Source organism: Nocardioides sp. NPDC004968 (assembly GCF_040608935.1).
Taxonomy (GTDB): domain Bacteria; phylum Actinomycetota; class Actinomycetes; order Propionibacteriales; family Nocardioidaceae; genus Nocardioides.
Map to the genome: position 1 here is coordinate 109,575 of NZ_JBEXJF010000012.1, position 24,635 is coordinate 134,209.

The window sequence follows — 24,635 nt, forward strand, 5'->3', positions numbered from 1 at the left end:
AGGACAACAGTTGGCTCGCTCCCCCCTCCTCCAGACACTTCGTCCTGTCCGGGGAAGGCTGGTCGCCAGCCTCCTGCTGATGGTCGTCTCGACCGTCGCCGGCCTGGTGCCGCTGGTCGGGATCGTCGAGCTCGCCCGGATCCTGCTGCCCGCGGCGTCCGGGGCCGGGGTCGACGCGAGCCGTGCCTGGGTCGTGGTCTGGACGAGCGTGGCGGCGCTGCTGGTACGCCTGGCGACGGTGCTCGGCTCGTCGTGGCTCTCCCACGTCGCCGACCTCGACCTCTCCATCCACCTGCGCCGGCTGCTGGTCGCCCGGCTCGGCAGGGTGCCGCTGGCGTGGTTCACCGAACGCAACTCCGGCACCGTCAAGAAGGCCGTGCAGGACGACGTCGCCGCGCTGCACCACCTGGTCGCGCACTCGGTCATGGAGCTGACGGCGGCGATCACGCTGCCGGCCGTCGTGGCCTGCTATCTCTTCGTCGTCTCTCCGCCGCTCGCCCTGGTCACCCTGGTTCCGCTCGTGCTCGGGCTGGTCGGGTTCCGGATCTCGATGCGGGGTGCCGCGGCGCTCTACCGTGACTACGACGCCGGGCTGGCCGAGCTCGCCGCGGCGACGGTCGAGAACACCGGCGGGATCGCCGAGATCAAGACCTTCGGCGCGACTGGGCAGGCTCACCGGCGCCTGGCCGAGGTCGCCACCCGGTTCGGCGGTTTCAACCGGGCCTGGATGCGACACTCCGCCCTGGGGATGCTGCTGATGGAGCTCGCGCTGACGCCGGCGCTGACTCTGGTCCTCGTGCTCGGGGCCGGGGTCTGGATGCTTCGGGCCGGCCAGATCACCGGGCCCGACCTGGTTCCCTTCCTCGTCCTCGGCCTGGCCATGACCGCGCCGGTCACCGTCGCCGGCTACGCCGCGCGCGAGCTGCGCGAGGCCACCGAGGCGGCCCGGCGCATCCAGCGTCTGCTGGCCGAGCCCGAGCTTCCGGAGCCGGCCGCCCCGGGCCCAGCCCCAGACTCCGCTCGCGTCGAGCTTCACAACGTCTCCTTCTCCTACTCTCCCGACGCGTCACCGGTGCTCCACGACATCGACCTGGTCCTCGAACCGGGCACGGTGACCGCGCTCGTGGGCCACTCCGGCTCGGGCAAGTCGACCCTGGCCAAGCTGCTGCCCCGCTTCGCCGACCCCACCGCCGGCCGGATCACGATCGCCGGGGTGGACCTGCGCGAGATGACGAGCGCACAGCTCTACGAGCAGGTCTCCTTCGTCTTCCAGGACACCGGGCTGCTGCGTACCTCGATCCGCGACAACATCCGGCTCGCTCATCCCGAGGCACCGGACGAGGAGGTACGCCGCGCGGCCGAGGCCGCGCAGATCGCGGGCCGCATCGACGAGCTCCCGCGAGGCTACGACTCGGTGGTCGGTGAGGACGGCCAGCTCTCCGGCGGCGAGCGGCAGCGGGTCGCGATCGCCCGCGCCCTGCTCTCCGACACCCCGATCCTCGTCCTCGACGAGGCCACCGCGGCTGCCGATCCCGAGTCGGAGGCGCTCGTCCAGCGGGCGCTGTCCCGCCTCGTCGCCGGACGTACGCTGCTCGTGATCGCGCATCGGCTCTCGACGGTCACCGCGGCCGACCAGATCGTGGTCCTCGACGAGGGCCGGGTCGCCGAGCTCGGCACCCACGTGGAGCTCCTCGCGCTGGGCGGGCGCTACGCGCGGCTCTGGGCCGCCGACCAGCGCGCCCACCCGGTGGACGGCTGGGCCGAGGAGGAGTCGGCATGATCACCATCGTCCGTCTCCTCGCCGACCTCCTCGATCCCGCTCATCGCCGCCAGCTCGCCCGGGTCGTGGCGATGTTCGTCACCACCGGCGTACTCCAGGGTCTGGCGTTCGCCTGTGTGGTGCCGGTCCTGGACGCCGCGCTGCGCCAGGACTGGGACGCGGCGACCACCTGGCTGGGCGTGCTCGCCGGCCTCTTCGTGGCCCATCACGTGGCGCTGACGGTCGGCAACCTGGACGGCTACGACCTGGCCTGCGACCTGCTCGACATCACCCTGGCCCGGCTCGGCGACCACACCGTGCGGCTGCCGCTGGGCTGGTACGACCAGGACCGCACCGGGCAGCTCTCCCGGATGGCCTCCAAGGGCGCCACCGACATCGCCTCGGTGCCGGGCCATCTGCTCAGGCCGTTGATCGCCGCGGTGGTCAGCCCCGTCACCGTCGTCGTCGCGATGGCGTTCCTGGAGTGGCGCCTGGCGCTCGCGCTCCTCGTCGGAGTCGTCGCCGTGCTCGCCACCACCCGGCTCCTCGCGACGATCGTCGGCCGCGGCGAAGGCGCCTACGACGCCGCGATGGCGGAGGGCTCGGCGCGCGTGGTCGAGTTCGCGCTCAACCAGCCGGCGCTGCGTGTCTTCGGCCGCACCGTCCACGGCAACGAGCTGGTCGAGAACGCGCTGCGGGAGCAGAAGCGAGCGTCGCGACGGCTGCTGGTGACCGGGTTCGGTGGCCTGGGGATCCAGCTGCTCTCCATCCAGGCGCTGCTCACCCTGGTGATCGCGCTGGCCGTCCACCTCAGTCTCGGCGGCACTCTCACCCCGGCCACGGCGATCGGGCTCCTCGTCCTCACGGTGCGGTTCGTGGAGTCGCTCATCGACTACGGCGAGCTCTCCAGCGCACTGCGGATCGCCGAGGGCTCGTTGCGACGTGTCCTCGATGTGCTCGCCCTCGAGCCGCTCCCCGAGCCGTCCGCGCCGGGCGAGCCGGCCGACAGCGGCATCGAGCTGCGCGACGTGGCCTTCTCCTACGACGGCACCGCCCGGGTCATCGACGAGGTCTCCCTCGCCGCGCCGCCGCGCTCGCTGACCGCCGTGGTCGGGCCCTCGGGCTCAGGCAAGAGCACCCTGCTGCGCCTGGTCGCCCGGTTCCACGACGTCACGTCGGGCTCGGTGATGCTCGGTGGGGTCGACGTACGCGATCTCGGCACCGAGGCGCTGATGCGGCGCGTCTCGATCGTCTTCCAGGACGTCTACCTCTTCGAGGGCACCCTTCGCGACAACGTGATGATGTCGCGGCCCGACGCCACCGAGGACGAGCTGCTGGAGGCCGCCCGGCTGGCCCGCGTCGACGACATCGTCGACCGTCTCCCCCACGGCTGGCAGACCCGGATCGGCGAGGCCGGCTCCACGCTCTCGGGTGGCGAGAAGCAGCGGGTCTCGATCGCCCGGGCGCTGCTGAAGGACGCCCCTGTCGTCCTCCTCGACGAGGCGACCGCCGCCCTCGACGCCGAGAACGAGGCCGCGGTCCAGGAGGCGCTCACCGCGCTCTCCGCCGACCGTACGGTCATCGTCATCGCCCATCGCCTCCAGACGGTCGTCGCCGCCGACCAGATCGTCGTCCTCGACGGCGGCCGGATCGTGGAGCGCGGGTCCCACGAGGAGCTCCTCGCCCACCGCGGCCGCTACCTCGACTTCTGGCGCGAACGTACGCAAGCAGAGGGCTGGCGGCTCCTCGAGGGCCCGCAGAGCCCGTAACCACGCGGAACACGCCGCGCGTGAACGTTGAAGATCCCCAGGTCTGGCCTACGCTGGCGACGAGCCGCATCTCGTCAACCTTTGCGGCTCGGATCAACGATTAAAGGAGATCGCATGAACCGCACCGACCTGGTGAGCGAAATCGCCAAGCAGGCCGAGATCACCCAGACGCAGGCTTCCGCCGCCCTGGGTGCCGCCATCGAGGCGATCAGCGCGGCCGTTGCCAACGGCGACAAGGTCACGCTGCCCGGCTTCGGTACGTTCGAGTCGCGCGAGCGCTCGGCTCGCACCGGCCGCAACCCGCAGACCGGCGCCGAGATCAACATCCCGGCCTCGAAGGGCCCGGCGTTCAAGGCCGGCTCCGCTTTCAAGGAGCGGGTCGCCAAGGGCTGAGTCCCTGGACACCTAAGAAGGGCCGGGTCGTCATGACCCGGCCCTTCCTTGATTTCCTGACTGTTCTCAGAGTGCGATCTCCCGGTCGGCGACCGCAGCCGACAGGTCGGTGTCGTGGGTGACCAGGAGCAGCGCGGCCCCGCTCTCGGCGATCTCGCTCATCAGCGCGTCCACGGTCTGCTCCTGGGTGACCAGGTCGAGCCGCGAGGTGGCCTCGTCGGCGAAGACGAGCGCAGGACGCGGCAGCATCGCCCGCACGACCGCGATCCGCTGCAGCTCACCACCGGAGACCTGCCCCGGCCGGCGGCGCAGGATCTCGTAGGGCAGGCCGAGCCGCTCCAGCGACGCCCGCACCTCCGCCTCCCCCACACCATGGCGCCGCATCACGTCGCCGAGCGCCTTCTCCAGGCTCACCTGCTGCGGGAAGGAGAGCGCCGGGTCCTGGTACAGCTTCTGCAGCCGTCCCCGGCCCACCCCTTCTCCGTACGTCACCGACCCCGCGTCGAGCCGGGTCAGCCCGAGCAGCGCATTGCCGAGCGTCGTCTTGCCCGCGCCGCTGGGCCCGGTGATCGCGACCCGCTCACCGGCCCTGATCTCGAGGTCGAGACCCTCGAAGACCGGCCCGTGGACGTACGCCTTCGCGAGACCCGAGGCGCCGACCAGGAGCTCGCTCCCGCCAGGCGCCTGTGAACGCATCCAGGGGTGGTCCCAGCGTGAGGGCTCGGCGGCCAGCAGTCGTCGGGTGTAGTCGCCGGTGGGCGTGGTCAGCACCTCCTCGGCCGGCCCGGACTCGACCACGGCCGCCTCGCGCATCACCATCACCTCTCCGCCGAGCCGGCGGGCCAGGCGTAGGTCGTGGGTGATGGTGAGCAACAGACCACCCTCGTCGAGGTGGCTGAGCAGCAGATCGGCGAGCTGGTCGACCGACGCCCGGTCGAGGCCCTTGGACGGCTCGTCGAGGATCAGCAGCCTGGCACCGCCGATGGTCGCCGCGGCGTACGCTACCCGCTGGGCCATACCGCCCGAGAGGGTGTGCGGGTAGGCACCGCCCGCGTCAGCCAGCCCGACCTGGCCCAGCCGGTGATCAGCGGCCCGGGCCGCCGAGACGCTGCGTGGCGACCAGCCCGGTGCGCCCTCGGCGACCTGGGCGCGGACCCGCATCGTCGGGTCGAGCGCGAGCGCGGGCTCCTGCGGAAGCAGGGCGACCTCGCGACCCCAGAGCTTCCGCCGGCCGTCCCGGTCGGCGAGATCGAAGGACTCATCCCCGATCGTCAGCGACCCGATGGCTGCCAGCTCGGGCGGCAGCGTACCCATGAGCGCGTGGGCGAGGACCGACTTGCCCGAGCCGCTCTCGCCGACGATCGAGAGCGCACGCCCGGCCTCGATCCGCACCTCGGGTACGTCGGCGAGGACGAGCGATCCGGTGCGTACGACCACTCCGGTGGCTTTCAGGTTCATCGCCCGTCCTCCGGGGATCGCAGCCCGAGCAGGCAGACGGTGAGCAGGAACAGGACGCCGACCGGGGCCAGCGGCATCCACGGCGCCGCGTCGTAGAACGGGAACGACTCGGTGATCATCAGGCCCAGCTCCGCGCGTGGCGGCTGGAGACCGACCTTGACGAAGCCGAGCGTCGACATCGCCAGGATCGAGGTGACCATGCCGAGCGAGGCCAGCGTCACGAGCAGCGGGCGCAGTGCCGGCCACAGATGGCGGCGGACGACGTGGGTCCAGCCGAGCTGCAGCAGCCCGGCCGCCTCCGCGGCGGGTGAGCCGAGCACCAGGGCGCTGCGTGCCCGCACCACCCGGAAGAACTCCACCCACTGCACCAGCGCGAGTCCCACGTAGAGCGCCACCATGCTCCCGGGTGCGGCGAGCGCCGAGACCAGCAGCACCACGAGCAGCGCCGGCACCGCCACGAAGGCCTCAGAGACCGAGCGCAGCAGCGCGTCGACCCAGCCACCGAACCAGGCCGAGGCGACCCCGGCGACGAAGCCGAGGACCAGCGCGGTCGCCACGCACACCAGCGCGAGCAGCAGCGAGACCCGGGTGGCGTGCGCTACCCGGGAGGCGACGCTACGCCCGTAGTCGTCGGTCCCGAGCGGGTCCGACAGCGACGGCGGCTGCAGGTAGCGAGCCAGGTCCTGGCTCGCGGGGTCGGGCAGCACCAGCGGCCCGACCAGCGCGAACGCGGCGATCAGGACCAGCCCACCGACAGCGGCGACCCGGTTCCACGACCGCTGCGGCCGCGACCCGAGCGTCTGCTCCAGCATCAGCATGCTCATGCCGCCGCCTCCGTAGAGAAGATCGAAGAATACGGACCCGGCGGCCTGAGGCCTATGGTCGCTCGCTGACGCTCGCTCATGCCGCCACCGCCCGTCCCCGCGGCCGCGGGTCGAGCCAGGCGACGGCCAGGTCGACCAGCGTGTTGACCAGCACGATCAGCAGCGCCAGCACCAGCGCGGACGCCTGTAGCACCGGGATGTCGCGCCAGAAGACGGCGTGGACCAGCGAGTGGCCCAGCCCGTCCCAGGCGAAGAGGCTCTCCACGACGACGACTCCTTCGATCAGTACGACGAACTGCACTCCGAGGTACGGCACCAGCACGACCGCGGCGTTCCGCACCACGTGTCTGACCAGCACCCACCTCTCGGCCAGCCCCTTGGTCTGGGCGAACTCGACGTACGCCGAGCCGCGGACCTCCACGACGGCGTCCCTGGTCACCCGCGCGATGAGCCCGGAGAGTCCGAGCCCCAGGGTCAGTGCGGGCAGCACGATGCTCCCGCCCCCGTGCCCGACCGCCGGGAAGAGCCCCAGCTGCGCCGAGAGCACGATCATCAGCAGCAGCCCGAGCAGGAACGGTGGCACGGCCCGTACGCCGGCGACCCACAGCGATGCGAACCGGTCGGCGATCCCGCCCGGCCGGCGCGCGGCCACGACCCCGATCCCGGCACCCAGGACGACCGCGATGACGATCGCGAGCCCAGCGAGCTGCAGCGTGCCCGCCAGGTAGAACCCGACCTCCTCGAGCACCGGCTGGGAGGTGACCAGAGACCGGCCCAGGTCGAGCCGGAGGAGGTCGACCACCCACGCGCCGAGCTGCTGCCACAGCGGCTGGTCCAGTCCCAGCTCGTCGCGCACCTGGGCGGCCGCGGCCGCGTCGACCATGTCGTAGCCGTAGCGCCCCGCCGCGATCCGGTAGGCGATGTCCCCCGGCAACCGCTGGGTGATCACGAAGCAGAGCGCCGATACGCCGACCGCAACAGTGAGAGCCTGCGCCGCCCGCCGGACGAGCACGCCCCCGACGACCCGCGTCCTCACGACGCCAGCTCGACGTCGGTGATCCGCCAGGTGGTCTCGAGGGAGTCCAGGACGAACCCGTCGACCCGGTCGCTGACCGCGGCGTTCATCCGGTACCACGCGACCGGGACCAGCGGCAGCTGCTCCTGCGCCGCCCGCACGATCGTCTCGCGGTGCGCGGCGCCCTCGGCACCTTCGGCTCCCGTCGTCAGCGCGGCCACGGCCTCCGCGACGGCGGGGTCGCTCCAGCCCATGGCGCCCCAGTCGGACCCACCCTCGCCGAAGGTGTCGGCGACGGTCGGCAGCGGGTCGGTGACCAGCGCGAAGAACTGGGCGACGAGCGCCATCTGAAGAGTGCCGTCGGCGTGCTTGGCCGGGATCTCGCTTGAGTTGGAGACCTCGACGTCCACCTGCACGCCGACCTTCGCGAGTTCGGCCTGGATGGCGGTGGCCAGCGCCGGCAGCTCGGGCCGGTCGGGGTAGGTCAGCAGCTCGAGCCGCAGCGGATCGCCGTTCTTCGTGAGAGTGCCGTCGGCGCCGGCCTTCCAGCCCGCATCGGCCAGCAGCGCCTTGGCACCATCGGTGTCGTAGGTCAGCGGCTCGAGGTCGGCGTCCCAGTCCTTCAGGGTCGGCGGCATCAGCTGGGTCGCGGCGAGCTCCTTCTCCCTCAGCACCGCCTCGGCGATCGCCTCCCGGTCCAGCGCCAGGCTGATCGCCTGCCGGACGCGTACGTCCTTCAGCGCCGGGTCACCGGCGTTCATCTTCATGTGGATCGTGCGGGGCTGCAGGGTCGAGGCCATGTCCACGCCGTCGGTCTTCTCAACCCGCTCGCGACCGGCCGGCTCGAGCCCGAAGACCACGTCGGCCTGGTCGCTGGTGGCCATCACCGCACGGCTCTCGGCGCGGCCGACGGCCTGGAAGGAGACCTCCTCGACGTCGGGCTCCTCGCCACGCCAGTCGGCGACACGTACGGTCTCGATGCGGGAGGGCATCTGGATCGTCTCGATCCGGTAGGGCCCGGTGCCGATGACGTCCTCGACCTTCCCCTCCTCGTCGTAGGCCGAGGGCGCCAGGATCGCGGTGCTGTAGTGGCTGAGCACCGCAGGCAGGGAGACGTACGAGTCGGCGAGCTCGATCACCACCGAGCCGCCCTCCGCCCGGATCGCCTCGACGCCGACGTCGGCCAGCGGGCTGGCGGCCTCGGCTTCGACCTTCTCGAGAACGGCGACGACGTTCTCGGCGGTCATCGGCTCGCCGTCGTGGAACTCGGCGTCCTCGACCAGCTCGAAGGTCCAGGTCCGGTTGTCGTCCTCGGCCGCCCACGACGTGGCCAGGCCGGTCGCGAGAGCACCGTCGACATCGGCGGTCACCAGCGTCTCGGTGACCTGGAGCCGGGTGAAGAAGTAGCCGTCCGCGGACGACTCGAGGCTGTGCAGCTCGAACGGTCCGGCGATGCGCAGCGTGTCGCTCGGGCTGGCGGATCGTGAGCCGCACGCGGTAACCGCGAGGACGACGGCCGCGAGGACCGCGACACCTCGCAGGTGGGGGCGGATGTGCATGTTGCTGCCTTCCAGTCAGGTGACCCCGAACCCTAATGAGAATGATTACCATCTGCAACTTGGTTGACGGAGGTCCAGCAGACAGACGTCGGCCCCGCAGCTCACAGAGCTGCGGGGCCGTCGTTCGGAGCGGGCCGGACTCAGCCCTGACGTGCCTTGAGGCGCGGGTTGCGCTTATTGATGACGAAGACCCGGCCGCGGCGGCGTACGACCTGGGAGCCGGGCTGGTTCTTCAGCGACCGGATGGAGTTGACGACCTTCATGGGGCTATCCCTTCGTGCTCATGTAGGGCAGCAGCGCGACCTCACGGGCGTTCTTGATCGCCTTGGTCACCGCGCGCTGCTGCTGCGGGGTGAGTCCCGTGACGCGGCGCGAGCGGATCTTGCCGCGGTCGGAGATGAACGTACGCAGCAGCTGCACGTCCTTGTAGTCGAGGTAGGTCACGTCCGGCGCCAGCTGCGGCTTGCGCCGCTTGCGGACGGGAGACGGCGGTCGTTTGGGCATCAGTTGGTTTTCCCTTCAACAGAGTCTGTCAGCGGAGCTTGGCGGGGTCGACGTAGCCGCGCTGGACCGCGCGGACCAGGCGACGAGGCACGTCGTGGCTCTGGCCGTCGACGGTCACCGGCACGAGCGCGACCGAGGTCGCCTTCCAGCTCGACCGGCGGTGGCGGGTGTTGCTGCGCGACATCTTGCGCTTGGGTACGGCCATGGCGGCCTCCTTCGGGGTGGTGGATGCGAATTCAGGCGGCGCGGCCGATGGGGCCGAGCCAGTCCTCGAGCCCGTCCCAGGACTCCTCCCAGATCTGGCCGCGCTGGGCGATCTCCTGGTCGGTGAGCAGGGCGCGCTCGAAGGCCCGTGGGATCTCATCGGCCTCGTCGTCGATGCCGATCACGACGATCCGGGTGAGCCGCTCGGTGCGACCCCACTTCTGGGTCGAGCCCACGCTCGCCTGGCCACCGGCCCCGTCCCAGACACAGATGTCGTCGGGTCGCGTCGGCACCCAGAAGCAGCCGCGCGAGCGGCGGGGGCCACCTCCGAGACGCTCCAGCTCCTCCTGGAACCGGACCGGGTGGATCGGACGCTCCGAGCGCAGGTCGAGCCGCCAGGCGCCACCCTCGGGCAACGGCGGCAGCGCGTTGCGGCGTACCTCCGCGACCCACGCCTCGACCGCGTGGTGACGGTGCACGCCGGCGACCAGGCCGGCGGCGTCCAGGATCGAGGGGTCGGTCACCACCGGCGTACCCGGCCGGGCGAGCGTCGCGACCAGCGACTCCTCCTCGGGCTCGGGGGCCTCGGTGATGCTGACGACGTCGGCGTACTCGACGATCGCGCTGGCGACCTCGGCGACGCCGCGACGGTCGTCCTCGGAGGTGGCCAGCCCACGCTCGTCGAGGAGGTCGGGACCGAGCAGGTCCTCGGCGACGGTCGCACCCTCGAGCGCCGCGACGACAGCGGCGATCGAGATGTGCGGCGCCATCCGCGGAGCCCAGGCGAGCACCCGGCAGACCTGGATCGCCTCGGCGGCGACCGGCAGGCACGCCACGATGCTCCCCCAACGGCCCTGGGCCGCCAGGCGCTCGAGCGTCGGCACGATGTCCTCGCGGATCGCGCAGGCCACACAGGCGTGGGCGAGGTTGATCTCCTCGTGCTCGATCACGCCGGTCAGGTCACTGACGACGCGGGTGAGGAGCTGGCGTTCGGGGTCGATGATGTGGCGCACCATGACCGCGTCGGGGAGGCCGAACTGGAGCGAGATGGTCGCCGAGAGCATCGCGCTCTCCGCGACCCCGCTCACCAGGATCACCGGCACCTTCGGGCGGGACAGATTGCGGGGAGACCGCGGCCAAGGCGTGGTCATCGGCCACGCCCGTAGCGGCGCTTGAACCTCTCGACCCGTCCCTCGGTGTCGACGACGCGGCCGCGTCCGGTCCAGAACGGGTGGCTGGCGCTGGAGACGTCGACGTCGACGACCGGGTAGGTCTCACCGTTCTCCCAGGTGACCCGCTCGTGGTCGTCGGCGAGACGCTCGAGGATCGTCGACTGCATCAGGAAGAGCTTGTCGGCCGAGCGGTCGCGGAAGACGACCGGCCCGGAGACGGGGTGGATGCCTTGCTTCATGGGGATCTCCCGCTGTAGTTAATGATAACGGTTCTCATTCTACACACAGGATCACGGCCCCACTCATATCGAGGCGAGACTCACCCCTCGGCGGTGTGGGTGTGCATGCGTACGCCGTCGCTGTTGAAGATGCTCAGCACCTGCGCCGGGCGCGACCCGGTCGCGAAGATCGCGTGCGGCACCCGGGTGTCGAACTCGGCCGCCTCACCGCGGGTCAGCACCAGGTCGCGGTCGCCCAGCAGCAGCCGCAGCTTGCCGGAGATGACGTAGAGCCACTCGTAGCCGTCGTGCACCCGCGGCTCCGGCACCTCGATCACCGGCTCGTAGGTGATCTTGAACGTGTTGACCGGCGAGCCCTCGGGAGTCAGTGGCGCGATCTCCATGCCGTCACGGCGGATCACCGGCCGGCGCACCCGCGGATCCGGGACCGACGGCGTCACCAGGCTGTCGAGACCCACGCCGAGGTGACGGGTCAGCGGGATCAGCAGCTCCAGGCTCGCCTGCCGCTTGCCCGACTCGAGCCGGGACAGCGTGCTCGGAGACATCTCCGCCATCGCGGCCAGCTGGTCCAGGGTCCATCCCTTGCTGTGCCGGATCGCCCGGATCCGCGGGCCGACCTGCTTGAGCTCGTCGATCATGTGCTCCATCTCCCATTTGCCATTTCTGCAAGAAGCCTTGCCGTTCTGTCATTGTGCCACTGAACTGGAGGCATGACCCAACACACCGAACACTTCGACGCAATCGTCATCGGCGGCGGTGCCGCCGGCCTCTCCGCGGCTCTCATGCTCGGCCGCTCCCGCCGCCGGACCCTCGTGATCGACTCCGGCCTCCCCCGCAACCGCTTCGCGGCACACATGCACGGCGTACTCGGCCACGAGGGCATCGACCCCACCGACCTGCTGCGCAAGGGACGTGAGGAGCTGGCTACGTACGACGTTGGGATCCGACCCGGGCGCGTCGCCCGCCTCGACGAGACCGACGACGGCGTGAGCGTCCTGCTGGAGGACGGCGAGCGGCTCACCGGCCGGATCGCGATCGTCGCCACCGGCGTCACCGACGAGCTTCCCGACATCCCCGGGCTCGCTGAGCGCTGGGGCGCCACCGTCCTGCACTGCCCCTACTGCCACGGCTGGGAGGTGCGCGACCGGCGGATCGGCGTCCTGACCACCTCACCGCTCGGGATGCACCAGGCGCAGCTGATCCGGCAGTGGAGCGACGACGTCGTCGTCTTCACCGCGGGGCTAGGCCCGCTGGACGAGGCCGACGAGCAGCGACTGCTGTCGCGCGGGATCACCCTCGTGACCTCGCCGGTCACCGAGATCCTCGGCGAGGGCGACCAGGTCACCGCGGTGCGTACCGCCGACGGGAAGACCACCGAGGTCGGCGCCATCTTCACCGCCGGCACCCTGCGCCCGCACGACGGCTTCCTGACCCACCTCGGCCTCGACCGCGCGGACTCCCCGGTCGGCAGCTTCCTCGCCGTCGACGCGACCGGCAAGACCAGCAGCGACCGGATCTGGGCGGTCGGCAACGTCTCCAACCCGATGGCCAACGTCCCGATCAGCATGAGCGCCGGCACCATGGCCGGCAGCGTCGTGAACATGACCCTGGTCACCGACGACTTCGACCGGGCCGCGGCCGGGCCCGCCGCGGTGGACTTCTGGCAGGAGAGGTACGCCGGCAGCGACCGGATATGGTCCGGCAAGGTGAACACCGTGCTCGGTGACATCGCCGCCGGCCTCGAGCCCGGGACGGCCCTCGACCTGGGCTCCGGGGAGGGCGCCGACGTGATCTGGCTGGCGCAGCAGGGCTGGCGAGCCACCGGCATCGACATCTCCGAGAACGCCGCCACTCGCGGACGCGAGGCGGCGCGCGCTGCCGGGCTGAACGAGGACCAGGCGAGGTTCGTGGTCTCCGACCTCTCCTCGCCGGCCGACCTCGACGGGAGCTACGACCTGGTCACCGCCAGCTTCTTCCACTCCCCCGTCGAGCTGCCGCGCACCGACATCCTGCGTCGCGCGGCCGATCTGGTGAGCCTGGGCGGACACCTTCTGGTCACCTCCCACGCGGCCGCACCGCCGTGGGCAGACGCCGCCGCGCACGAGCACCGCTTCCTCGACGCCAAGGAGGAGCTGGCCGAGCTCGGCCTGCCCGAGGAGCACTGGGAGACGGTCGTCGTCGAGCACCGGCACCGTCCCGTGACCACCCCGTCTGGCGAGGAATCCACCCTCGAGGACGCCGTGGTCCTGCTCCGTCGCCGGTGATCGCCAGGCGGAGCGTCAGGCGGCTCCGCAGGTCTCGGTGAGGAACTCGCCGAGGCGCTCGTAGGCGAGGTTCTGGGCCTCGCTGCGCTCCAGCGGGTCTTCACCGCGGCCGGTGCGCAGGGCGTCCTCGATCATCATCCGCACGCCCTCGACAGCTGCCGCCGGCGTACCTTCGGGAACACCCATCGACTGCAGGCTCGTCGCCGCCAGACCGAGCGCGGTCTCGTTCTCGTCGTTCGGCGTAGCCATCTGGGTCGCGTGGGCGTTCGCCATGGTCTGTACGGCGCCGCAGAACTCCTCCAAGGACGCGATCGGACCCGCGGCGACCGGAGCGGCCGACGAGGTCGCAGCCGAGGGGGCGGAGACCGCCGGAGCGTCTCCACCGCCGAGGTCGCGGGTGAGCACCACGACGCCGATCGCGACCGCGATGATCACGCCGACGACGATCGCCCGCGGCGGGAAGCGGTCGCGCCAGGTCGGCTCACGCTGCGCCTCTGCCCGGCGAGCGGGGTTGCCGGAGCGCCTTGGGTCACCCATCGATGCTCACTGGTAGGTGTTGGCGGGCGCCTCGCGCGGCTCGACGGAGGCGGCCTCGATGGCCGTCTCCGACTTGCCGCCCGGCGCGGTGCCCTCGACCCAGCGACCGGTGACCGCGACCCATGAGTCGCGCTCCGGGGCTTCGTCGTAGTCCTCGACCCGTACCCGCGAGGCGCTCGCGTCGGCGGCGCAGCAGGCGATGGCGATGCGGGTGACGTACCAGTTGCCGTTCTCGTCGGTGCTGACGAAGCCGGTGAGGCGTACGTCGCGGTCCTTGATCGTCGCGCCGTCCTCGACGCCGGCACGCCACATGAACTCGGCGACCTCGACGTCGACCGGCCCGTCGGAGGCGGGCAGCGGCAGGATCTCGGCGTCGGGGGCCGCAGCGACCGGGTCGTCGGCACGTCGCTCGGCGAGATAGGCGCCCAGGGACGGCGGGCTGGCCACGAAGACGATCACGCCGGGCACGATCGCCAGCCAGGTCATCGCCGGGACCTTGTGGTCATGGGCGTCGTGGTCGTCGCCGTCCTCGCCGTCGTGCTCGCCCGACGCCGGACGCAGCAGCATCCACACAGTCAGCCCGAGCAGCACCACGCCGGTGGCGACCAGCGGCCACTTCATCCAGCCGGTGACGTACCTCAGATAGCCGTCGCCGAGCGAGAGCCGCAGCAGGACCGCGCCGAGGAAGCCGACCACCAGGGCCTGGGTAGTACGAGTCACAGCAGCCACCATCCGATGCCGACGGCGGAGGCGACCGCCGTGATGATCACCAAGGGTACGAAGCGAAGCGCGAAGCCTGTGCCGAACTGGCCGGCCTCCATCGAGGCGAGCTTGATGTCCATCGCCGGGCCGACGACGAGGAAGACCAGCTTCGCGGTGTCGGAGAAGGCGGTGAACGAGGCCGCGACGAAGGCGTCGGACTCCGAGCAGAGCGCCACGATGAACGCGAACAGCGCCAGGGTAACGATCCCGAGCACCGCCTGACCGGCAACGGTGTTGACCACCGAGCGGGGTACGAAGGTGTTGACCGCCGCGGCCAGCATGGCGCCCAGCACCAGGAAGCCGGAGGCGTGCAGGAAGTCGTGGCTGACGTTGCCGAGGAACGACCGACCGTGGGCGTGCTCGTCGCGGCCCAGGTTGGTCAGCCGCTCGAGCAGCAGCTTGCCCCGGGCGAGCATGATCCAGCCGACCGCCACCGCCGTGATCAGCGACGCCAGGAAGCGCGCCAGCACCATCACCGGCTGGCCGGGGAAGGCGACCGCGGTCGAGACGAGCACCGCCGGGTTGACCGCGGGCGCGGCCAGCAGGAACGTCAGCGCGACCGCGGGTGCCACCCCGCGGCGGATCAACGAGTTCGTCACCGGCACCGCGGCGCACTCGCAGCCCGGCAGCCCGATGCCGGCCAGGCCGGCGACCGGGACACCGAGCGCCGGGCTCTTGGGCACGATCTTGCTCAGCGCCTTCTCCGAGAGGAAGGTCGAGATGACGGCGCTGAGCAGCACGCCACCGAGCAGGAACGGAGCCGACTGCACCACGATGGCGACGAAGATGGTGCCCCAGGTGTTGAACAGGTCATGGTCCAAAAGCGGCAGCAGCCAGCGCTGCGAGAGCAGGATGACGAGCAGGACGATCGCCACGACCTCTGTCTGCCCCAGCCTGAACCCAGACTTCTCGGCTGCCCGCACCGGGGTCTTCGTACTCATGAGGCGTGTGTTTAGCACAGGCCGATGACGGCCGGGTTGCGCCTCGCCGACTCGGAACGATTCTCGTTAGGAACTCACCAGCTGGACTTGGTGATCCCGGGCAGATGCCCCTTGTGCGCGAGCTCGCGGAACCGGATCCGGGACACGCCCGCCTTGCGCAGATAGCCCCGCGGCCGGCCGTCGACCTGGTCGCGATTGCGCAGGCGTACGGGTGAGGAGTCGCGCGGCAGACGGGACAGGGCGCGGACGGCCTCGGCCTGCTCGGCCGAGCCCGGCTCGGCGGTGCGGATGCGCTCCTTGATCTCGGCCCGGCGTGCTGCATACCGCTCCACGATCTCGCGGCGCTTGGCCTCGGCCGCGATCTTGGACTTCTTGGCCATCAGATCTTCTCCCCTCGGGCGAGCATCTCGGCGACGACGGCGTCGATGCCGCGTACGTCGATCCGCTTGATCGCGTTGGTGCTGAGCCGCAGCGTGACCTTCCGGCCCAGGCTGGGGACGTAGTAGGTCTTCTTCTGCAGGTTCACCTCCCAGCGTCGCCGGGTCGCCTTCTTGGACCAGGGGCGGTTGTTACCGAAGCCGGGGCGGGCTCCGGTGACCTGACACGTGCGTGACATGGCAGCCTTTCGTCTTATTGGGAATCGTTCCCATTATGACACAGGCGCCGCACACGGTGTCATCGACCGCCCTGCTGACGGTGCCACTGGGCAGGGGATCCATACCGATACCGACTAACATGGCGCCCATGGCACCAACCCAGCAGGTCAAGCGGCGCGCAACCAACCAGGGCGCCGCGGTGAAGGAGGCTCTCGCCGCCGAGGACACCTTCCGCAGCGCCCAGGACGTCTACGCCACGCTGCGAGCCAACGGCGAGAAGATCGGCCTCTCCACGGTCTACCGCCACCTGCAGATCTTCGTCGACGACGGACTCGCCGACGTGATCCACAAGCCCGACGGCGAGTCCACCTACCGGCTGTGCGGCGACGCCTCCACGACCCATCACCACCACCTGGTCTGCCGCAGCTGCGGCAAGGCCGTGGAGATCGAGGGTCCGGCCGTGGAGACCTGGGCAGACAAGGTGGCGGCGCAGAACGGCTTCACCGACGTCAACCACACCGTGGAGATCTTCGGCCTCTGCGCGACCTGCGCCGCCTCCTGACTCAGCTGCGCCGACGCACCGCCCCCAGTGCGGCGTCGACCAGCAGGAACGCGACCAGGCTGATCCCCAGCATCGGGACGAACCAGCCGACGAGCGCGGTCACCGCGATGCCGCCGACCAGCACAGGCACCGGCAGCCGGCGCCAGGCACCGCGAGGCACCGGCCGGCCGAACCGCAGCCGGCTCGCGCCGCGCGGACGCCGCAACCACCACATCCGGTAGCCGAGCAGGGTCATCACGATCAGGCCGATCGCGAGTGCCGCGAGCGCCAGCTGGTTGACGACGCCGAACAGGATGCCCATGTGGGCGCCGATGACCCAGTCGGTCAGTTTCGCCATGACCGGCCAGTCGGCGAAGTCGACCCGGTCCAGCATCTTGCCCGTAGCGGGGTCCACGCTGATCGCGTCGTACCTGGTCGGCCAGTCACGCTTGTTCTCGGCCGCCGTCCACGCGCTGGCGCCGTCGGCCGGCGGAACCAGGTAGAGCGGATCACCCAGCCCGGCCTCCCGCGCGGTGGCGAGGACTCCGTCGACACCGGCCCCGTCGGAGAAGACCGCATCCGGGTCCTCGACGCCTGCCGCCGGGCCCGAGGAGCCGTGGTGCGCGTGCTCGTCCGTGGCGCCGCCGGTGTGCAGGGAGGTGGCCGGTGTGGGCTCGGTCCACGACAGCGCCGTACGCACCTCTCCGATGTTCGCCCCGGCGAAGCGCGACCAGGTCAGCCCCGAGACCGACAGCGCCAGTACGCCCAGCAGGACCCACACGCCGATGACGGCGTGCCACGACATCACCCGGGAGCGTCCGGTGGCCGCCGGGTCGGGCGTAACCAGCCGGCGCACCCGCCGGTCTCGGCGTCCCTTGCCGATCCACAGCATCAGCCCGCCGAGGGCCACCACCCACAACCAGCTCGCGGCGAGCTCGCTGTAGTAACGCCCGAAGGCACCCAGGTGGAGGTTTCGGTGCAGCTCATCGAGCCAGGCGCGGAAGCCGAGCCACTGGCCGTAGCTGCGCACCTGGCCCTCCACGCCGGCGGTGTAGGGGTTGACGAAGACCGACATCGCGTAGTCGTCGGGCACGGTCTCGTCGGCAAAGACCACCCGGGTGCTTCGGTCTGCGGCAGGCGGAACATCGATGCGGAGGATGTCGCCGTCGGGGTGGCTCGCCCGGGCCGCGGCGACCTGCTCGGCCAGCGGCACCGTCTCGCCGGCCGGGGTGACATGGGTCAGCTCGTGGTAGGCGATCTGCTCGACCTGCGGAGCGATCGTGTAGAGCAGCCCGGTCACCGAGGCGACCAGGATGAACGGGGCGACCAGCACCCCGGCGTAGAAGTGCAGCCGCAGCACGAGCGGACGGATCATCGGCCACCAGCCGGGCGAGGAGCTCGACGGCTCGATCTGTGGCTTTCCTGGAGGTGCGGCCTGGAATTGGGTCGGAACGGACATTGGAGGTTTCTCTCTCGCGAATTTTCGGGTACGCAAGACAGCCACCGGGACTCGCCCGGTGGTGCTCGCAGAGGGATCTCAGAGGCCTGCCGGCCTCGGCGGTCCTCTTCGCGGAGAGACATGGGCCCACAGGGCCGGTCGCGGGACGAGCTGTGTCGACTCGGCGAGCAGGCGGCCGGCGACCGCGATCCGCGGCGTCGGCAGGCTGCGTACGGTCACGGCGAGGGCCCTGCGGTGCAGCACCCAGACAACGACGGAGAGGACGGCGGCGCTGGCGTGGGCCAGGAGCATCGCGGCGCCGTCGGCGGAGCCGAGCGAGGTGCCGACCGCGTGATGGTGCTCGACACCGGGGGCCGCGGAGAACGCCGCGAAGACCTCGTGGAGCCCGAGCTGGGACAGGCCGGCCAGGACAGCACCGGTGAGGAGTCCGACCCGGCGCTGCAGCACCACGACGCCGGCGCCGAAGACGGCCAAGGCCGCCGCGGCCAGCCAGCCGGCGCTCGGCAGCGCGCCGCCCGCGGCCAGGTGGGCCAGGGCCGCGCCGGTCATGATCTCGATGGTGGCGAGCAGGGAGAGCCACACGCTTCCGCGTGTCGGCCTCACCACCCGGAGCTCCATCCGGCTCAGGCGTCCTGGGGGCGGCCCTGGACCGGCGTGTGGTTGCGGGCGAGGAGCCAGATCATGGTGCCGTAGCAGGCGATCCGGAGCGCCCAGCCGAGGCCGGTGCGGAGGATGCCGAGGGCGAGGATCGCCCAGTCCCGGTCGATGGTCCCGCTCCAGGCCAGGAACCAGATCGGGCCCTGAATGGCCGCACCGATCGCGCCGGGCGCCAGGAAGAGCCAGGTCAGCCGCGAGCACAGCTTTACGATCTGCTTGTCCTGGTGCCACTCGAGCGGATCGCCGCTGGCCATGCCGATGAAGAAGCCGAAGATCGGCCAGCCGATCAGGCACAGGCCGCCGACCACGACGGTGTAGCCGAGGCTGATCAGGATGCCGGGCAGGAAGTAGGCCAGCGCCTGCTCCTCGGCCGTGCCGCCCATGGACTGGGCCAGCCGCACCACCGCGAAGCCGATGAGGATGCCGAAGATGGCGTTGCCGACGTACTGCAGGCTCGAGCGCTGCACGAGCCGCACCAGCAGGAAGACCGCCGCGGTCGCCGCCGAGGCGATCAGCGCGACCTTGAGGTCCTTGAACACCAGCCAGGCGATGGTGAAGACCAGGCCGGGCACGCCGGCCTCGAGCATCCCGCGCACACCGCCCAGCCCGGCGGACATCTGGCGGCGTACGACCGCCTCGACGGTGTCGACCGTCGGATGGTTGTGGTCGTGCTCGTCGCCCTGGCCGTCGGCAGGGGTCTCAGAGGTGGGGCTCACGTGTGGTTGGCTCACTCGTTGGGGTCCGGTATCAGCTCGTAGCGGGGGTTGAACATGATGCGCTGGCCGTCGGTACGGCCGATGCGGCCCTGCACCTGCAGCGACCGGCCCGGGCTGATCCCGGCGATGCGCCGGCGTCCCAGCCAGATGAGCGTCAGGGTGCCGGAGCCGTCGAACAGGTCGGCCTCCAGCGCCGGGACGCCGCCGCGTGGTCGTAGCGTGATCGTACGCAACGTCCCCCGCAGCCGCACCGGCTCACGGTCGGGCGCGTCGGCGATGGAGGCGAAGTCCTTGGCGACGTAGGCGGCCCGGATCTCGCTCGCGTCGATCGAGCCGGTGTTCGCCCACTCACTGAGCTTCGCGCGCAGCCGACCCTTGGACACTACTGGCTCACTTCTCGACGCGGCGGGCGTTGGGCGGCAGCTTCACCTCGAGCGCCTCGCCCTTCGGCTTGGCCCCCTCACCGCGGCGCACGACGACCCGCTCGAGGAGCTTCTCCCACTCCTTGCCGGCGGTCGGCTCCATCGCGGGACGACCCATCATGGTGGCGCGGAGCATCCAGCGCGGGCCGTTGACGCCGATGATGCGGGTCTGCTGGACGGCCGGCTGGCCGTCGGGCAGCTTGACCTTCATCTGGGTGATCAGCTCGGTGCCCCAGGGACCCTCCAGGTCGGCGGTGGCACCGCCGCGCTGCTGGACGTCCTCGCGCAGCATCGGCAGCGACTCGGTCCACAGGTCGCCGTTGCGGGGCGCGGCGAAGGCGCGCAGCTCCATGGCGCCGTCCTCAGCGGTCAGCATCACGGCCGCGATCTGCCCGGACTTCTCGTCCACCTGCAGGCGCAGCTCCTTGCCCGGCGCGGGGGCGAGCATCATCGAGCCGAGGTCCACCCAGTCGCCGGTGATCAGCCCGTCGGGCACGGAGTCGATGTCGAACGGCCCGACCTCGGGAGCTGCCGGCACCGGCCGCTCGGGGGCCATCGGCCCGTCTGTGACCGGTGCAGATGGCTCTCCCCGGTGGGAGGGCGTGGACTTGCGGCGGAACTTCACGACCATCTGCTTTCAGGTTTGCGGTGAGTCTCTGAGGAGACTTATCTAACACTGATCCCTCAGCGGTTGGAGAAGCCCCCTGTAGAACCGTATCCCCCATCGCCACGAACCGAGTCGGGCAACTCGGAGACCTCGACGAAACGAGCCTGCTCGACGCGCTGGATCACCAGCTGGGCGATCCGGTCGCCGCGACGCAGCTCGATCGCCTCGACAGGGTCCAGGTTGATCAGCGCCACCTTCACCTCGCCGCGGTAGCCGGCGTCGACGGTGCCGGGGGCGTTGACGATGGACAGCCCGTGCTTGGCGGCGAGGCCAGAGCGCGGGTGCACCAGGCCGACGTACCCCTCCGGCAGCGCCATCGCGATCCCGGTCGGCACGAGGGCGCGCTCCCCCGGCTTCAGGCTCACGTCCACGGTCGTCCGCAGGTCGGCTCCGGCATCGCCCGGGTGGGCGTACGCAGGGGGCGGCAGCTCGGCGTCGAGACGGACCAGGGCTACTTCGAGATCAGACACAACCCGCACCTTAGATGCTCTACGGCTCACCCGATTCGTGACTCCCTTGACCGACATGAAAAACTCACGATTCGTGAGCACCCCGGCGTACGACGAGCGACTGACCGTGCCGCTGCGGTGGTGGGTCCAGGGCGTCATGTTCCTGGCGACCCTGTGGATCGCGGTCATCCTGTGGGTTCCGGCCGCACTCGCCTGGGGCATCACCGCGGCGATCGTCGGCCTGTTCGCGCTGGCCATGATCGTCTACGGCAACGCCCGGATCACGATCGCCGACGGCGTCCTGCGCGCCGGGCCCGCCCGGATCGAGGCGCGCTTCCTCGGCGAGGCGGTCGCTCTCGACGAGACCGAGGCACATCACCTTGCGGGGCGCGACGCCGACGCCAGGGCGTACCTGCTCCTTCGTCCCTACCTCAAGCGCGCGGTGCGGGTCACCATCGACGACCCCGCCGACCCGGCGCCCTACTGGCTGCTCTTCACCCGCCACCCGGTGGCGCTCGCGAAGACGGTCAACGCGCTCCGAGCGAGTCTCTGAGCGGCAACCTCCCCGCCATGGCCTAGGCTCGAGGTATGTCCAAGTCCACCAAGGCTGACAAAGCCGACAAGGCTGACAAGGTCTGGGCGATCATGGCCCTCGTCAGCGGAATCGGGGCCGCGAAGGTCACGAACAAGGTCCTCTCCACCGGCTGGAAGGCGTCCACCGGACGCAAGCCACCGGCGAACCCCGCCGACCCCGACGTACGCCTCGTGGAGGCCGTGCTCTGGTCGGCTGCGACCGGCGCCACCGTCGCGCTCGCGCGGATGTTCGCACAGCGCCGAGCGGCCAACTACTACATGAAGTCGGTCGGTCGGCTGCCGAAGCAGCTGGAGAAGGACGAGTCCTGAGTCAGCAGATTCTGAGATAGCAAGAAGGCCGCACGGGGTTCCGTGCGGCCTTGCTTATTTGCCCGGCTTGCGTCGGGCTTTCCGCCGAGTCAGCGCGTTTGTACACAGCGCTTGCTAGCGCAAGCTGTACAAACCCGCCGACTCGGCGTTTTCGACTGCGCTTACGCACAGTCGAAGCAGATCATCTTCTTCTCGTCAGCCAGCTGGCTGCGGTGGTGGACCAGGAAGCAGCTCATACAGGTGAACTCGTCCTCCTGCTTCGGCTTGACCTCGACCGCGAGCTCCTCGTGGCTGAGATCGGCTCCCGGGAGCTCGAACGACTCGGCCGCCTCGGCCTCGTCCTCGTCAACCTTGCCCGAGTTCTTGTCGTGACGACGAGCCTTGAGCTCTTCGATGCTCTCCTCGGACTGGTCCTCTTCATTTTTACGCGGTGCGTCGTAGTCCGTCGCCATATGCGCCACTCCCCTTCTCACTCATCTTCAGTCCCCCCGCGCGCCCCCGAGGGCAGCGGCACGGCCCGTGGATTGTGCACCATCAATGCGGATTTCGCACACTCAACCGGGTCCGCGTCGCCGAAACGTTCTGTCATCTGGCGGTATTCCCTATCACGGGGATAGATGAGCGTCGAGTTTCGGGTGGGTGAACGCGGCTGTACCGACGGGGCTCCGGGACCTTCCCGGCCCCCGGCCGGTCATAGATCTACATCAACCAGCGGCTTTCAGTCGGGTACGACACCCGGGAGCGAGTCAACTGGCAGAAAACCGGCCTGAACAGCCGCTTTCCGTAGTTCATCGTAGCCGTGGGCTGGTGCGACGATCACGAACCGGCGACCGCCGATGCCGGTCGTCGCCTCCCAGCGAGCACCGGCGGCCTCCGCGACCAAGCCGGCCGCGGCGTGATCCCACAGGTGCAGCCCCTCCTCGAGGTAGCCGTCGAGGGTTCCCTCGGCCACCCCGCAGATGTCCAGAGCCGCCGAGCCGATGCGACGAACGTCACGTACGACCGGCAGGAACCGGACCAGCGCCTCGGCCTGAACCCGGCGGAGCTCGGCGTCGTAGGAGAACCCGGTGGCGATCAGCCGCTGCCCGAGCTCGGCGGGCTGCCGTACGCGGATGGGCTCGCCGTCCTTGACCGCGGCGACCGATCCGTCGGGCTGCCGGAAGGCGGCGTAGAGGGTGCCGCGGGGCACGTCCACGACCGCGCCGGCGACGACCTCGCCGGCATACTCCGCCGCGATCGAGACCGCGTAGCTCGGAAGGCCGTAGAGGAAGTTGACGGTGCCGTCGATCGGGTCGACGATCCAGCGTACGCCGCTGGTGCCCTTCGTCTCCTCGCCCTCCTCACCGAAGAAGGCGTCCTCCGGACGCTCCTGGGAGATCAGCCGCCGGATCAGCGCCTCGGTGTCCCGGTCGGCCTCGGTGACCACATCGGTCGCGGTCGACTTCGTGGCCGCCACCTCGACCACGCCGGCGGCCCGCTCGCGAACGAGATCGGCGGCCGCGCGGGCGGTCGCCACCGCGAGCGCGAGCAGGTCTCCGGACTTGGGGGCGGGCTGAGCCGGCGCTGGATGCTCTGTCATGGGGCCGACCCTATGCCGCGGCTGATCACCTGTTTACTCGGAGTACTGGGGCGAGTCCTCTCCGGACAGGGTCGGCAGCTGCGAGCGCTGGTTGAAACAGCAGCCCGCGGGACAGCGGTCGGGCCCGGGGCCCAGGTCGCCCACGATAGGCCGCTCAGGGGCCTCCCCACGCTCCGCAGCGGCACGCTCGAGGAGCAGCTCGCGTACGGCAGCCACGAAGCGCGGGTCCTCCCCCGCGGTCGGGCTGCGGCGGGCGTGGATCCCGAGCTTCTCGGCGGTGGCCATGGCCTCGGTGTCGAGGTCGTAGACGACCTCCATGTGGTCGGAGACGAAGCCCACCGGACACATCACGACGGCGGCGACATTCTTGCTCGCCAGGTCCTCGAGGTGGTCGTTCACGTCGGGCTCGAGCCACGGGATGTGCGGGGCGCCGGAGCGGCTGCAGTAGACGAGGTCCCACTCGTGGGTGACCCCGCGCCGCTGCGCGACCTGCTCGGCGATCACCTTGGCGACGTCGAGGTGCTGGGCGACGTACGCATTGCCGTCGGGTCCGGCGTTGTCGTTCATCGAGGTCGGGATCGAGTGGGTCACGAAGAGGATCCGCGCGCCATCGCGCTCGTCCTCGGGCAGGTCCTCGAGGGAGGCGAGCACCCCGTCGACGACGGGTGCCACGAAGCCCGGGTGGTTGTAGTAGCGCCGCAGCTTGTCGAGCACCGGCGTCTGGTCGACTCCACCGGCGTTGTCGCACGCCTCGAAGAGGTTCTCGCGGTACTGCCGGCACGAGGAGTAGGACGAGTAGGCGCTGGTCGCGAAGACCGCCGCCCGCTTGATCCCGTCTGCCCGCATCTGCGCGACCGTGTCGCTCAGGTAGGGGTCCCAGTTGCGGTTGCCCCAGTAGACCGGCAGGTCGATCCCGTTCTCCGCCAGGTCGCTGCGCAGCGCCGCCAGGAAAGCCCGGTTCTGGTCGTTGATCGGCGACTTCCCGCCCCGATCGAAGTAGTGCTGCCCCACCTCGACCAGCCGCTCCCGCGGGATCCCCCGCCCCCGAGTCACGTTCTCCAGGAACGGCACCACGTCCTCGGTCTTCTCCGGCCCCCCAAAAGAGACGAACAGCAAGGCATCGTAAGGAGAGACATCCACCCGACCATCATATTGATCGCCCCCGCTGGTCGAGCCGCGAGGCCGCCCGCGGCCGAGCGTGTCGAGACCAACACAGTCCATGTCGCGCTCGATGGGACTGTGTTGG

The 24,635-nt window shown here is 70.5% G+C and carries 31 protein-coding genes; 7 read left to right on the plus strand and 24 right to left on the minus strand.

The annotated features are described in order from the left end of the window. Positions 1 to 79: 79 nt before the first annotated feature. The 3 genes from ABZU72_RS14390 (at position 80) to ABZU72_RS14400 (ending at position 3,921) form a co-directional block, all read left to right on the plus strand. Positions 80 to 1,780, plus strand: a complete 1,701-nt coding sequence (locus ABZU72_RS14390) for an ABC transporter ATP-binding protein (RefSeq protein ID WP_355019523.1) — start codon at positions 80 to 82, stop codon at positions 1,778 to 1,780. Then, positions 1,777 to 3,528, plus strand: coding sequence for an ABC transporter ATP-binding protein (locus tag ABZU72_RS14395; protein ID WP_355019524.1), 1,752 nt, complete (start codon positions 1,777 to 1,779; stop codon positions 3,526 to 3,528). The genes ABZU72_RS14390 and ABZU72_RS14395 overlap by 4 nt, the downstream gene beginning before the upstream one ends. A gap of 99 nt (positions 3,529 to 3,627) precedes the next feature. After that, positions 3,628 to 3,921: an HU family DNA-binding protein gene (locus tag ABZU72_RS14400; protein WP_355019552.1), complete on the plus strand. Its 294-nt coding sequence runs from the start codon at positions 3,628 to 3,630 to the stop codon at positions 3,919 to 3,921. A 66-nt stretch (positions 3,922 to 3,987) separates the two neighbouring features. Here ABZU72_RS14400 and ABZU72_RS14405 read toward each other — a convergent pair whose 3' ends face one another. The 10 genes from ABZU72_RS14405 to ABZU72_RS14450 form a co-directional block, all read right to left on the minus strand. Beyond that, positions 3,988 to 5,379, minus strand: a complete 1,392-nt coding sequence (locus ABZU72_RS14405) for an ATP-binding cassette domain-containing protein (protein ID WP_355019525.1) — start codon at positions 5,377 to 5,379, stop codon at positions 3,988 to 3,990. Further along, positions 5,376 to 6,203, minus strand: a complete 828-nt coding sequence (locus tag ABZU72_RS14410; RefSeq protein ID WP_355019526.1) for an ABC transporter permease — start codon at positions 6,201 to 6,203, stop codon at positions 5,376 to 5,378. The genes ABZU72_RS14405 and ABZU72_RS14410 overlap by 4 nt, the downstream gene beginning before the upstream one ends. A 76-nt stretch (positions 6,204 to 6,279) precedes the next feature. Further along, positions 6,280 to 7,239: an ABC transporter permease gene (locus ABZU72_RS14415; protein ID WP_355019527.1), complete on the minus strand. Its 960-nt coding sequence runs from the start codon at positions 7,237 to 7,239 to the stop codon at positions 6,280 to 6,282. After that, complete coding sequence (locus ABZU72_RS14420; protein WP_355019528.1) at positions 7,236 to 8,777, minus strand: ABC transporter substrate-binding protein; 1,542 nt, start codon at positions 8,775 to 8,777, stop codon at positions 7,236 to 7,238. The genes ABZU72_RS14415 and ABZU72_RS14420 overlap by 4 nt, the downstream gene beginning before the upstream one ends. A 140-nt stretch (positions 8,778 to 8,917) precedes the next feature. Continuing rightward, positions 8,918 to 9,040, minus strand: a complete 123-nt coding sequence (ykgO, locus tag ABZU72_RS14425) for a type B 50S ribosomal protein L36 (RefSeq protein WP_141780388.1) — start codon at positions 9,038 to 9,040, stop codon at positions 8,918 to 8,920. A 4-nt stretch (positions 9,041 to 9,044) separates the two neighbouring features. Then, positions 9,045 to 9,281 carry a 30S ribosomal protein S18 gene (gene rpsR / locus ABZU72_RS14430; protein WP_355019529.1) on the minus strand — a complete coding sequence of 79 codons (237 nt, stop codon included), beginning with the start codon at positions 9,279 to 9,281 and terminating at the stop codon, positions 9,045 to 9,047. 28 nt (positions 9,282 to 9,309) lie between these two features. Continuing rightward, on the minus strand, positions 9,310 to 9,486 hold the full coding sequence (rpmF, locus tag ABZU72_RS14435) for a 50S ribosomal protein L32 (RefSeq protein ID WP_355019530.1): 177 nt from the start codon (positions 9,484 to 9,486) through the stop codon (positions 9,310 to 9,312). Between the two features lie 31 nt (positions 9,487 to 9,517). After that, positions 9,518 to 10,636: a GTP-binding protein gene (locus ABZU72_RS14440; protein ID WP_355019531.1), complete on the minus strand. Its 1,119-nt coding sequence runs from the start codon at positions 10,634 to 10,636 to the stop codon at positions 9,518 to 9,520. Further along, entirely contained in the window at positions 10,633 to 10,896 is a 264-nt protein-coding gene (locus ABZU72_RS14445) for a type B 50S ribosomal protein L31 (RefSeq protein ID WP_355019532.1), read from the minus strand. The genes ABZU72_RS14440 and ABZU72_RS14445 overlap by 4 nt, the downstream gene beginning before the upstream one ends. A gap of 80 nt (positions 10,897 to 10,976) precedes the next feature. After that, positions 10,977 to 11,534 carry an XRE family transcriptional regulator gene (locus ABZU72_RS14450; protein ID WP_355019533.1) on the minus strand — a complete coding sequence of 186 codons (558 nt, stop codon included), beginning with the start codon at positions 11,532 to 11,534 and terminating at the stop codon, positions 10,977 to 10,979. 72 nt (positions 11,535 to 11,606) lie between these two features. Here ABZU72_RS14450 and ABZU72_RS14455 point away from each other — a divergent pair, with 72 nt between their 5' ends. Beyond that, entirely contained in the window at positions 11,607 to 13,160 is a 1,554-nt protein-coding gene (locus ABZU72_RS14455) for a bifunctional NAD(P)/FAD-dependent oxidoreductase/class I SAM-dependent methyltransferase (RefSeq protein ID WP_355019534.1), read from the plus strand. A 15-nt stretch (positions 13,161 to 13,175) separates the two neighbouring features. On the opposite strand, the gene ABZU72_RS14460 is transcribed toward ABZU72_RS14455, so the two are convergent. The 5 genes from ABZU72_RS14460 to rpmB form a co-directional block, all read right to left on the minus strand. Then, positions 13,176 to 13,697: a hypothetical protein gene (locus tag ABZU72_RS14460; RefSeq protein WP_355019535.1), complete on the minus strand. Its 522-nt coding sequence runs from the start codon at positions 13,695 to 13,697 to the stop codon at positions 13,176 to 13,178. A 6-nt stretch (positions 13,698 to 13,703) separates the two neighbouring features. Continuing rightward, entirely contained in the window at positions 13,704 to 14,417 is a 714-nt protein-coding gene (locus ABZU72_RS14465) for a TIGR03943 family protein (RefSeq protein WP_355019536.1), read from the minus strand. Further along, positions 14,414 to 15,400: a permease gene (locus tag ABZU72_RS14470; RefSeq protein WP_355019537.1), complete on the minus strand. Its 987-nt coding sequence runs from the start codon at positions 15,398 to 15,400 to the stop codon at positions 14,414 to 14,416. The genes ABZU72_RS14465 and ABZU72_RS14470 overlap by 4 nt, the downstream gene beginning before the upstream one ends. Before the next feature lie 74 nt (positions 15,401 to 15,474). Further along, a complete protein-coding gene (gene rpsN, locus ABZU72_RS14475; RefSeq protein ID WP_160023062.1) occupies positions 15,475 to 15,780 on the minus strand; it encodes a 30S ribosomal protein S14 in 306 nt (101 codons plus the stop codon). Then, the gene (gene rpmB, locus ABZU72_RS14480; protein WP_141804817.1) at positions 15,780 to 16,016 is read right to left on the minus strand and encodes a 50S ribosomal protein L28; all 237 of its coding nucleotides are present in this window, start codon (positions 16,014 to 16,016) and stop codon (positions 15,780 to 15,782) included. Before rpmB ends, rpsN begins: the two co-directional genes overlap by 1 nt. 128 nt (positions 16,017 to 16,144) lie before the next feature. Here rpmB and ABZU72_RS14485 point away from each other — a divergent pair, with 128 nt between their 5' ends. Continuing rightward, entirely contained in the window at positions 16,145 to 16,558 is a 414-nt protein-coding gene (locus ABZU72_RS14485) for a transcriptional repressor (protein WP_355019538.1), read from the plus strand. A gap of 1 nt (position 16,559) precedes the next feature. Here ABZU72_RS14485 and ABZU72_RS14490 read toward each other — a convergent pair whose 3' ends face one another. The 6 genes from ABZU72_RS14490 to dut form a co-directional block, all read right to left on the minus strand. Then, complete coding sequence (locus ABZU72_RS14490) at positions 16,560 to 17,996, minus strand: PepSY domain-containing protein (RefSeq protein ID WP_355019539.1); 1,437 nt, start codon at positions 17,994 to 17,996, stop codon at positions 16,560 to 16,562. A 78-nt stretch (positions 17,997 to 18,074) separates the two neighbouring features. Further along, positions 18,075 to 18,602 carry a cell division protein FtsQ gene (locus tag ABZU72_RS14495; RefSeq protein WP_355019540.1) on the minus strand — a complete coding sequence of 176 codons (528 nt, stop codon included), beginning with the start codon at positions 18,600 to 18,602 and terminating at the stop codon, positions 18,075 to 18,077. Between the two features lie 17 nt (positions 18,603 to 18,619). Beyond that, on the minus strand, positions 18,620 to 19,369 hold the full coding sequence (locus ABZU72_RS14500; RefSeq protein ID WP_355019541.1) for a DUF3159 domain-containing protein: 750 nt from the start codon (positions 19,367 to 19,369) through the stop codon (positions 18,620 to 18,622). Positions 19,370 to 19,380: 11 nt separating this feature from the next. Next, positions 19,381 to 19,752: an OB-fold nucleic acid binding domain-containing protein gene (locus ABZU72_RS14505; protein ID WP_350658712.1), complete on the minus strand. Its 372-nt coding sequence runs from the start codon at positions 19,750 to 19,752 to the stop codon at positions 19,381 to 19,383. Between the two features lie 7 nt (positions 19,753 to 19,759). Then, positions 19,760 to 20,347: a DUF3710 domain-containing protein gene (locus ABZU72_RS14510; RefSeq protein ID WP_355019542.1), complete on the minus strand. Its 588-nt coding sequence runs from the start codon at positions 20,345 to 20,347 to the stop codon at positions 19,760 to 19,762. A 128-nt stretch (positions 20,348 to 20,475) separates the two neighbouring features. After that, a complete protein-coding gene (gene dut / locus ABZU72_RS14515; RefSeq protein WP_355019543.1) occupies positions 20,476 to 20,928 on the minus strand; it encodes a dUTP diphosphatase in 453 nt (150 codons plus the stop codon). A 55-nt stretch (positions 20,929 to 20,983) separates the two neighbouring features. On the opposite strand from dut, the gene ABZU72_RS14520 reads away from it, so the two are divergent. Both ABZU72_RS14520 and ABZU72_RS14525 read left to right on the plus strand, forming a co-directional pair. Then, on the plus strand, positions 20,984 to 21,460 hold the full coding sequence (locus ABZU72_RS14520) for a DUF3093 domain-containing protein (RefSeq protein WP_355019544.1): 477 nt from the start codon (positions 20,984 to 20,986) through the stop codon (positions 21,458 to 21,460). 35 nt (positions 21,461 to 21,495) lie between these two features. Then, the gene (locus tag ABZU72_RS14525; RefSeq protein WP_355019545.1) at positions 21,496 to 21,810 is read left to right on the plus strand and encodes a DUF4235 domain-containing protein; all 315 of its coding nucleotides are present in this window, start codon (positions 21,496 to 21,498) and stop codon (positions 21,808 to 21,810) included. A gap of 161 nt (positions 21,811 to 21,971) precedes the next feature. Here ABZU72_RS14525 and ABZU72_RS14530 read toward each other — a convergent pair whose 3' ends face one another. The 3 genes from ABZU72_RS14530 to ABZU72_RS14540 all read right to left on the minus strand — a co-directional run bounded on the left by ABZU72_RS14530 (position 21,972) and on the right by ABZU72_RS14540 (position 24,529). Further along, positions 21,972 to 22,262, minus strand: coding sequence for a DUF4193 domain-containing protein (locus ABZU72_RS14530; protein WP_040755057.1), 291 nt, complete (start codon positions 22,260 to 22,262; stop codon positions 21,972 to 21,974). Positions 22,263 to 22,528: 266 nt separating this feature from the next. Then, on the minus strand, positions 22,529 to 23,389 hold the full coding sequence (locus tag ABZU72_RS14535) for an inositol monophosphatase family protein (RefSeq protein ID WP_355019546.1): 861 nt from the start codon (positions 23,387 to 23,389) through the stop codon (positions 22,529 to 22,531). A 33-nt stretch (positions 23,390 to 23,422) separates the two neighbouring features. Next, positions 23,423 to 24,529 (minus strand): ferrochelatase, encoded by a 1,107-nt coding sequence (locus ABZU72_RS14540; RefSeq protein ID WP_355019547.1) that lies wholly within the window; start codon positions 24,527 to 24,529, stop codon positions 23,423 to 23,425. Positions 24,530 to 24,635 lie beyond the last annotated feature (106 nt).

Excerpts from the sequence above, each read along its gene's own strand:
- ABZU72_RS14405 (WP_355019525.1), bottom strand. The coding sequence starts at position 5,379 with ATGAACCTGAAAGCCACCGGAGTGGTCGTACGCACCGGATCGCTCGTC.
- rpsN (WP_160023062.1), bottom strand. The coding sequence starts at position 15,780 with ATGGCCAAGAAGTCCAAGATCGCGGCCGAGGCCAAGCGCCGCGAGATC.
- ABZU72_RS14395 (WP_355019524.1), top strand. The coding sequence starts at position 1,777 with ATGATCACCATCGTCCGTCTCCTCGCCGACCTCCTCGATCCCGCTCAT.
- ABZU72_RS14470 (WP_355019537.1), bottom strand. The coding sequence starts at position 15,400 with ATGAGTACGAAGACCCCGGTGCGGGCAGCCGAGAAGTCTGGGTTCAGG.
- rpmF (WP_355019530.1), bottom strand. The coding sequence starts at position 9,486 with ATGGCCGTACCCAAGCGCAAGATGTCGCGCAGCAACACCCGCCACCGC.
- ABZU72_RS14460 (WP_355019535.1), bottom strand. The coding sequence starts at position 13,697 with ATGGGTGACCCAAGGCGCTCCGGCAACCCCGCTCGCCGGGCAGAGGCG.
- ykgO (WP_141780388.1), bottom strand. The coding sequence starts at position 9,040 with ATGAAGGTCGTCAACTCCATCCGGTCGCTGAAGAACCAGCCCGGCTCC.
- ABZU72_RS14535 (WP_355019546.1), bottom strand. The coding sequence starts at position 23,389 with ATGACAGAGCATCCAGCGCCGGCTCAGCCCGCCCCCAAGTCCGGAGAC.
- ABZU72_RS14450 (WP_355019533.1), bottom strand. The coding sequence starts at position 11,534 with ATGATCGACGAGCTCAAGCAGGTCGGCCCGCGGATCCGGGCGATCCGG.
- ABZU72_RS14440 (WP_355019531.1), bottom strand. The coding sequence starts at position 10,636 with ATGACCACGCCTTGGCCGCGGTCTCCCCGCAATCTGTCCCGCCCGAAG.
- ABZU72_RS14410 (WP_355019526.1), bottom strand. The coding sequence starts at position 6,203 with ATGAGCATGCTGATGCTGGAGCAGACGCTCGGGTCGCGGCCGCAGCGG.
- ABZU72_RS14420 (WP_355019528.1), bottom strand. The coding sequence starts at position 8,777 with ATGCACATCCGCCCCCACCTGCGAGGTGTCGCGGTCCTCGCGGCCGTC.
- ABZU72_RS14445 (WP_355019532.1), bottom strand. The coding sequence starts at position 10,896 with ATGAAGCAAGGCATCCACCCCGTCTCCGGGCCGGTCGTCTTCCGCGAC.
- ABZU72_RS14390 (WP_355019523.1), top strand. The coding sequence starts at position 80 with ATGGTCGTCTCGACCGTCGCCGGCCTGGTGCCGCTGGTCGGGATCGTC.
- ABZU72_RS14455 (WP_355019534.1), top strand. The coding sequence starts at position 11,607 with ATGACCCAACACACCGAACACTTCGACGCAATCGTCATCGGCGGCGGT.
- ABZU72_RS14525 (WP_355019545.1), top strand. The coding sequence starts at position 21,496 with ATGTCCAAGTCCACCAAGGCTGACAAAGCCGACAAGGCTGACAAGGTC.
- ABZU72_RS14485 (WP_355019538.1), top strand. The coding sequence starts at position 16,145 with ATGGCACCAACCCAGCAGGTCAAGCGGCGCGCAACCAACCAGGGCGCC.
- rpsR (WP_355019529.1), bottom strand. The coding sequence starts at position 9,281 with ATGCCCAAACGACCGCCGTCTCCCGTCCGCAAGCGGCGCAAGCCGCAG.
- ABZU72_RS14490 (WP_355019539.1), bottom strand. The coding sequence starts at position 17,996 with ATGTCCGTTCCGACCCAATTCCAGGCCGCACCTCCAGGAAAGCCACAG.
- ABZU72_RS14530 (WP_040755057.1), bottom strand. The coding sequence starts at position 22,262 with ATGGCGACGGACTACGACGCACCGCGTAAAAATGAAGAGGACCAGTCC.
- ABZU72_RS14520 (WP_355019544.1), top strand. The coding sequence starts at position 20,984 with ATGAAAAACTCACGATTCGTGAGCACCCCGGCGTACGACGAGCGACTG.
- rpmB (WP_141804817.1), bottom strand. The coding sequence starts at position 16,016 with ATGTCACGCACGTGTCAGGTCACCGGAGCCCGCCCCGGCTTCGGTAAC.
- ABZU72_RS14510 (WP_355019542.1), bottom strand. The coding sequence starts at position 20,347 with ATGGCCCCCGAGCGGCCGGTGCCGGCAGCTCCCGAGGTCGGGCCGTTC.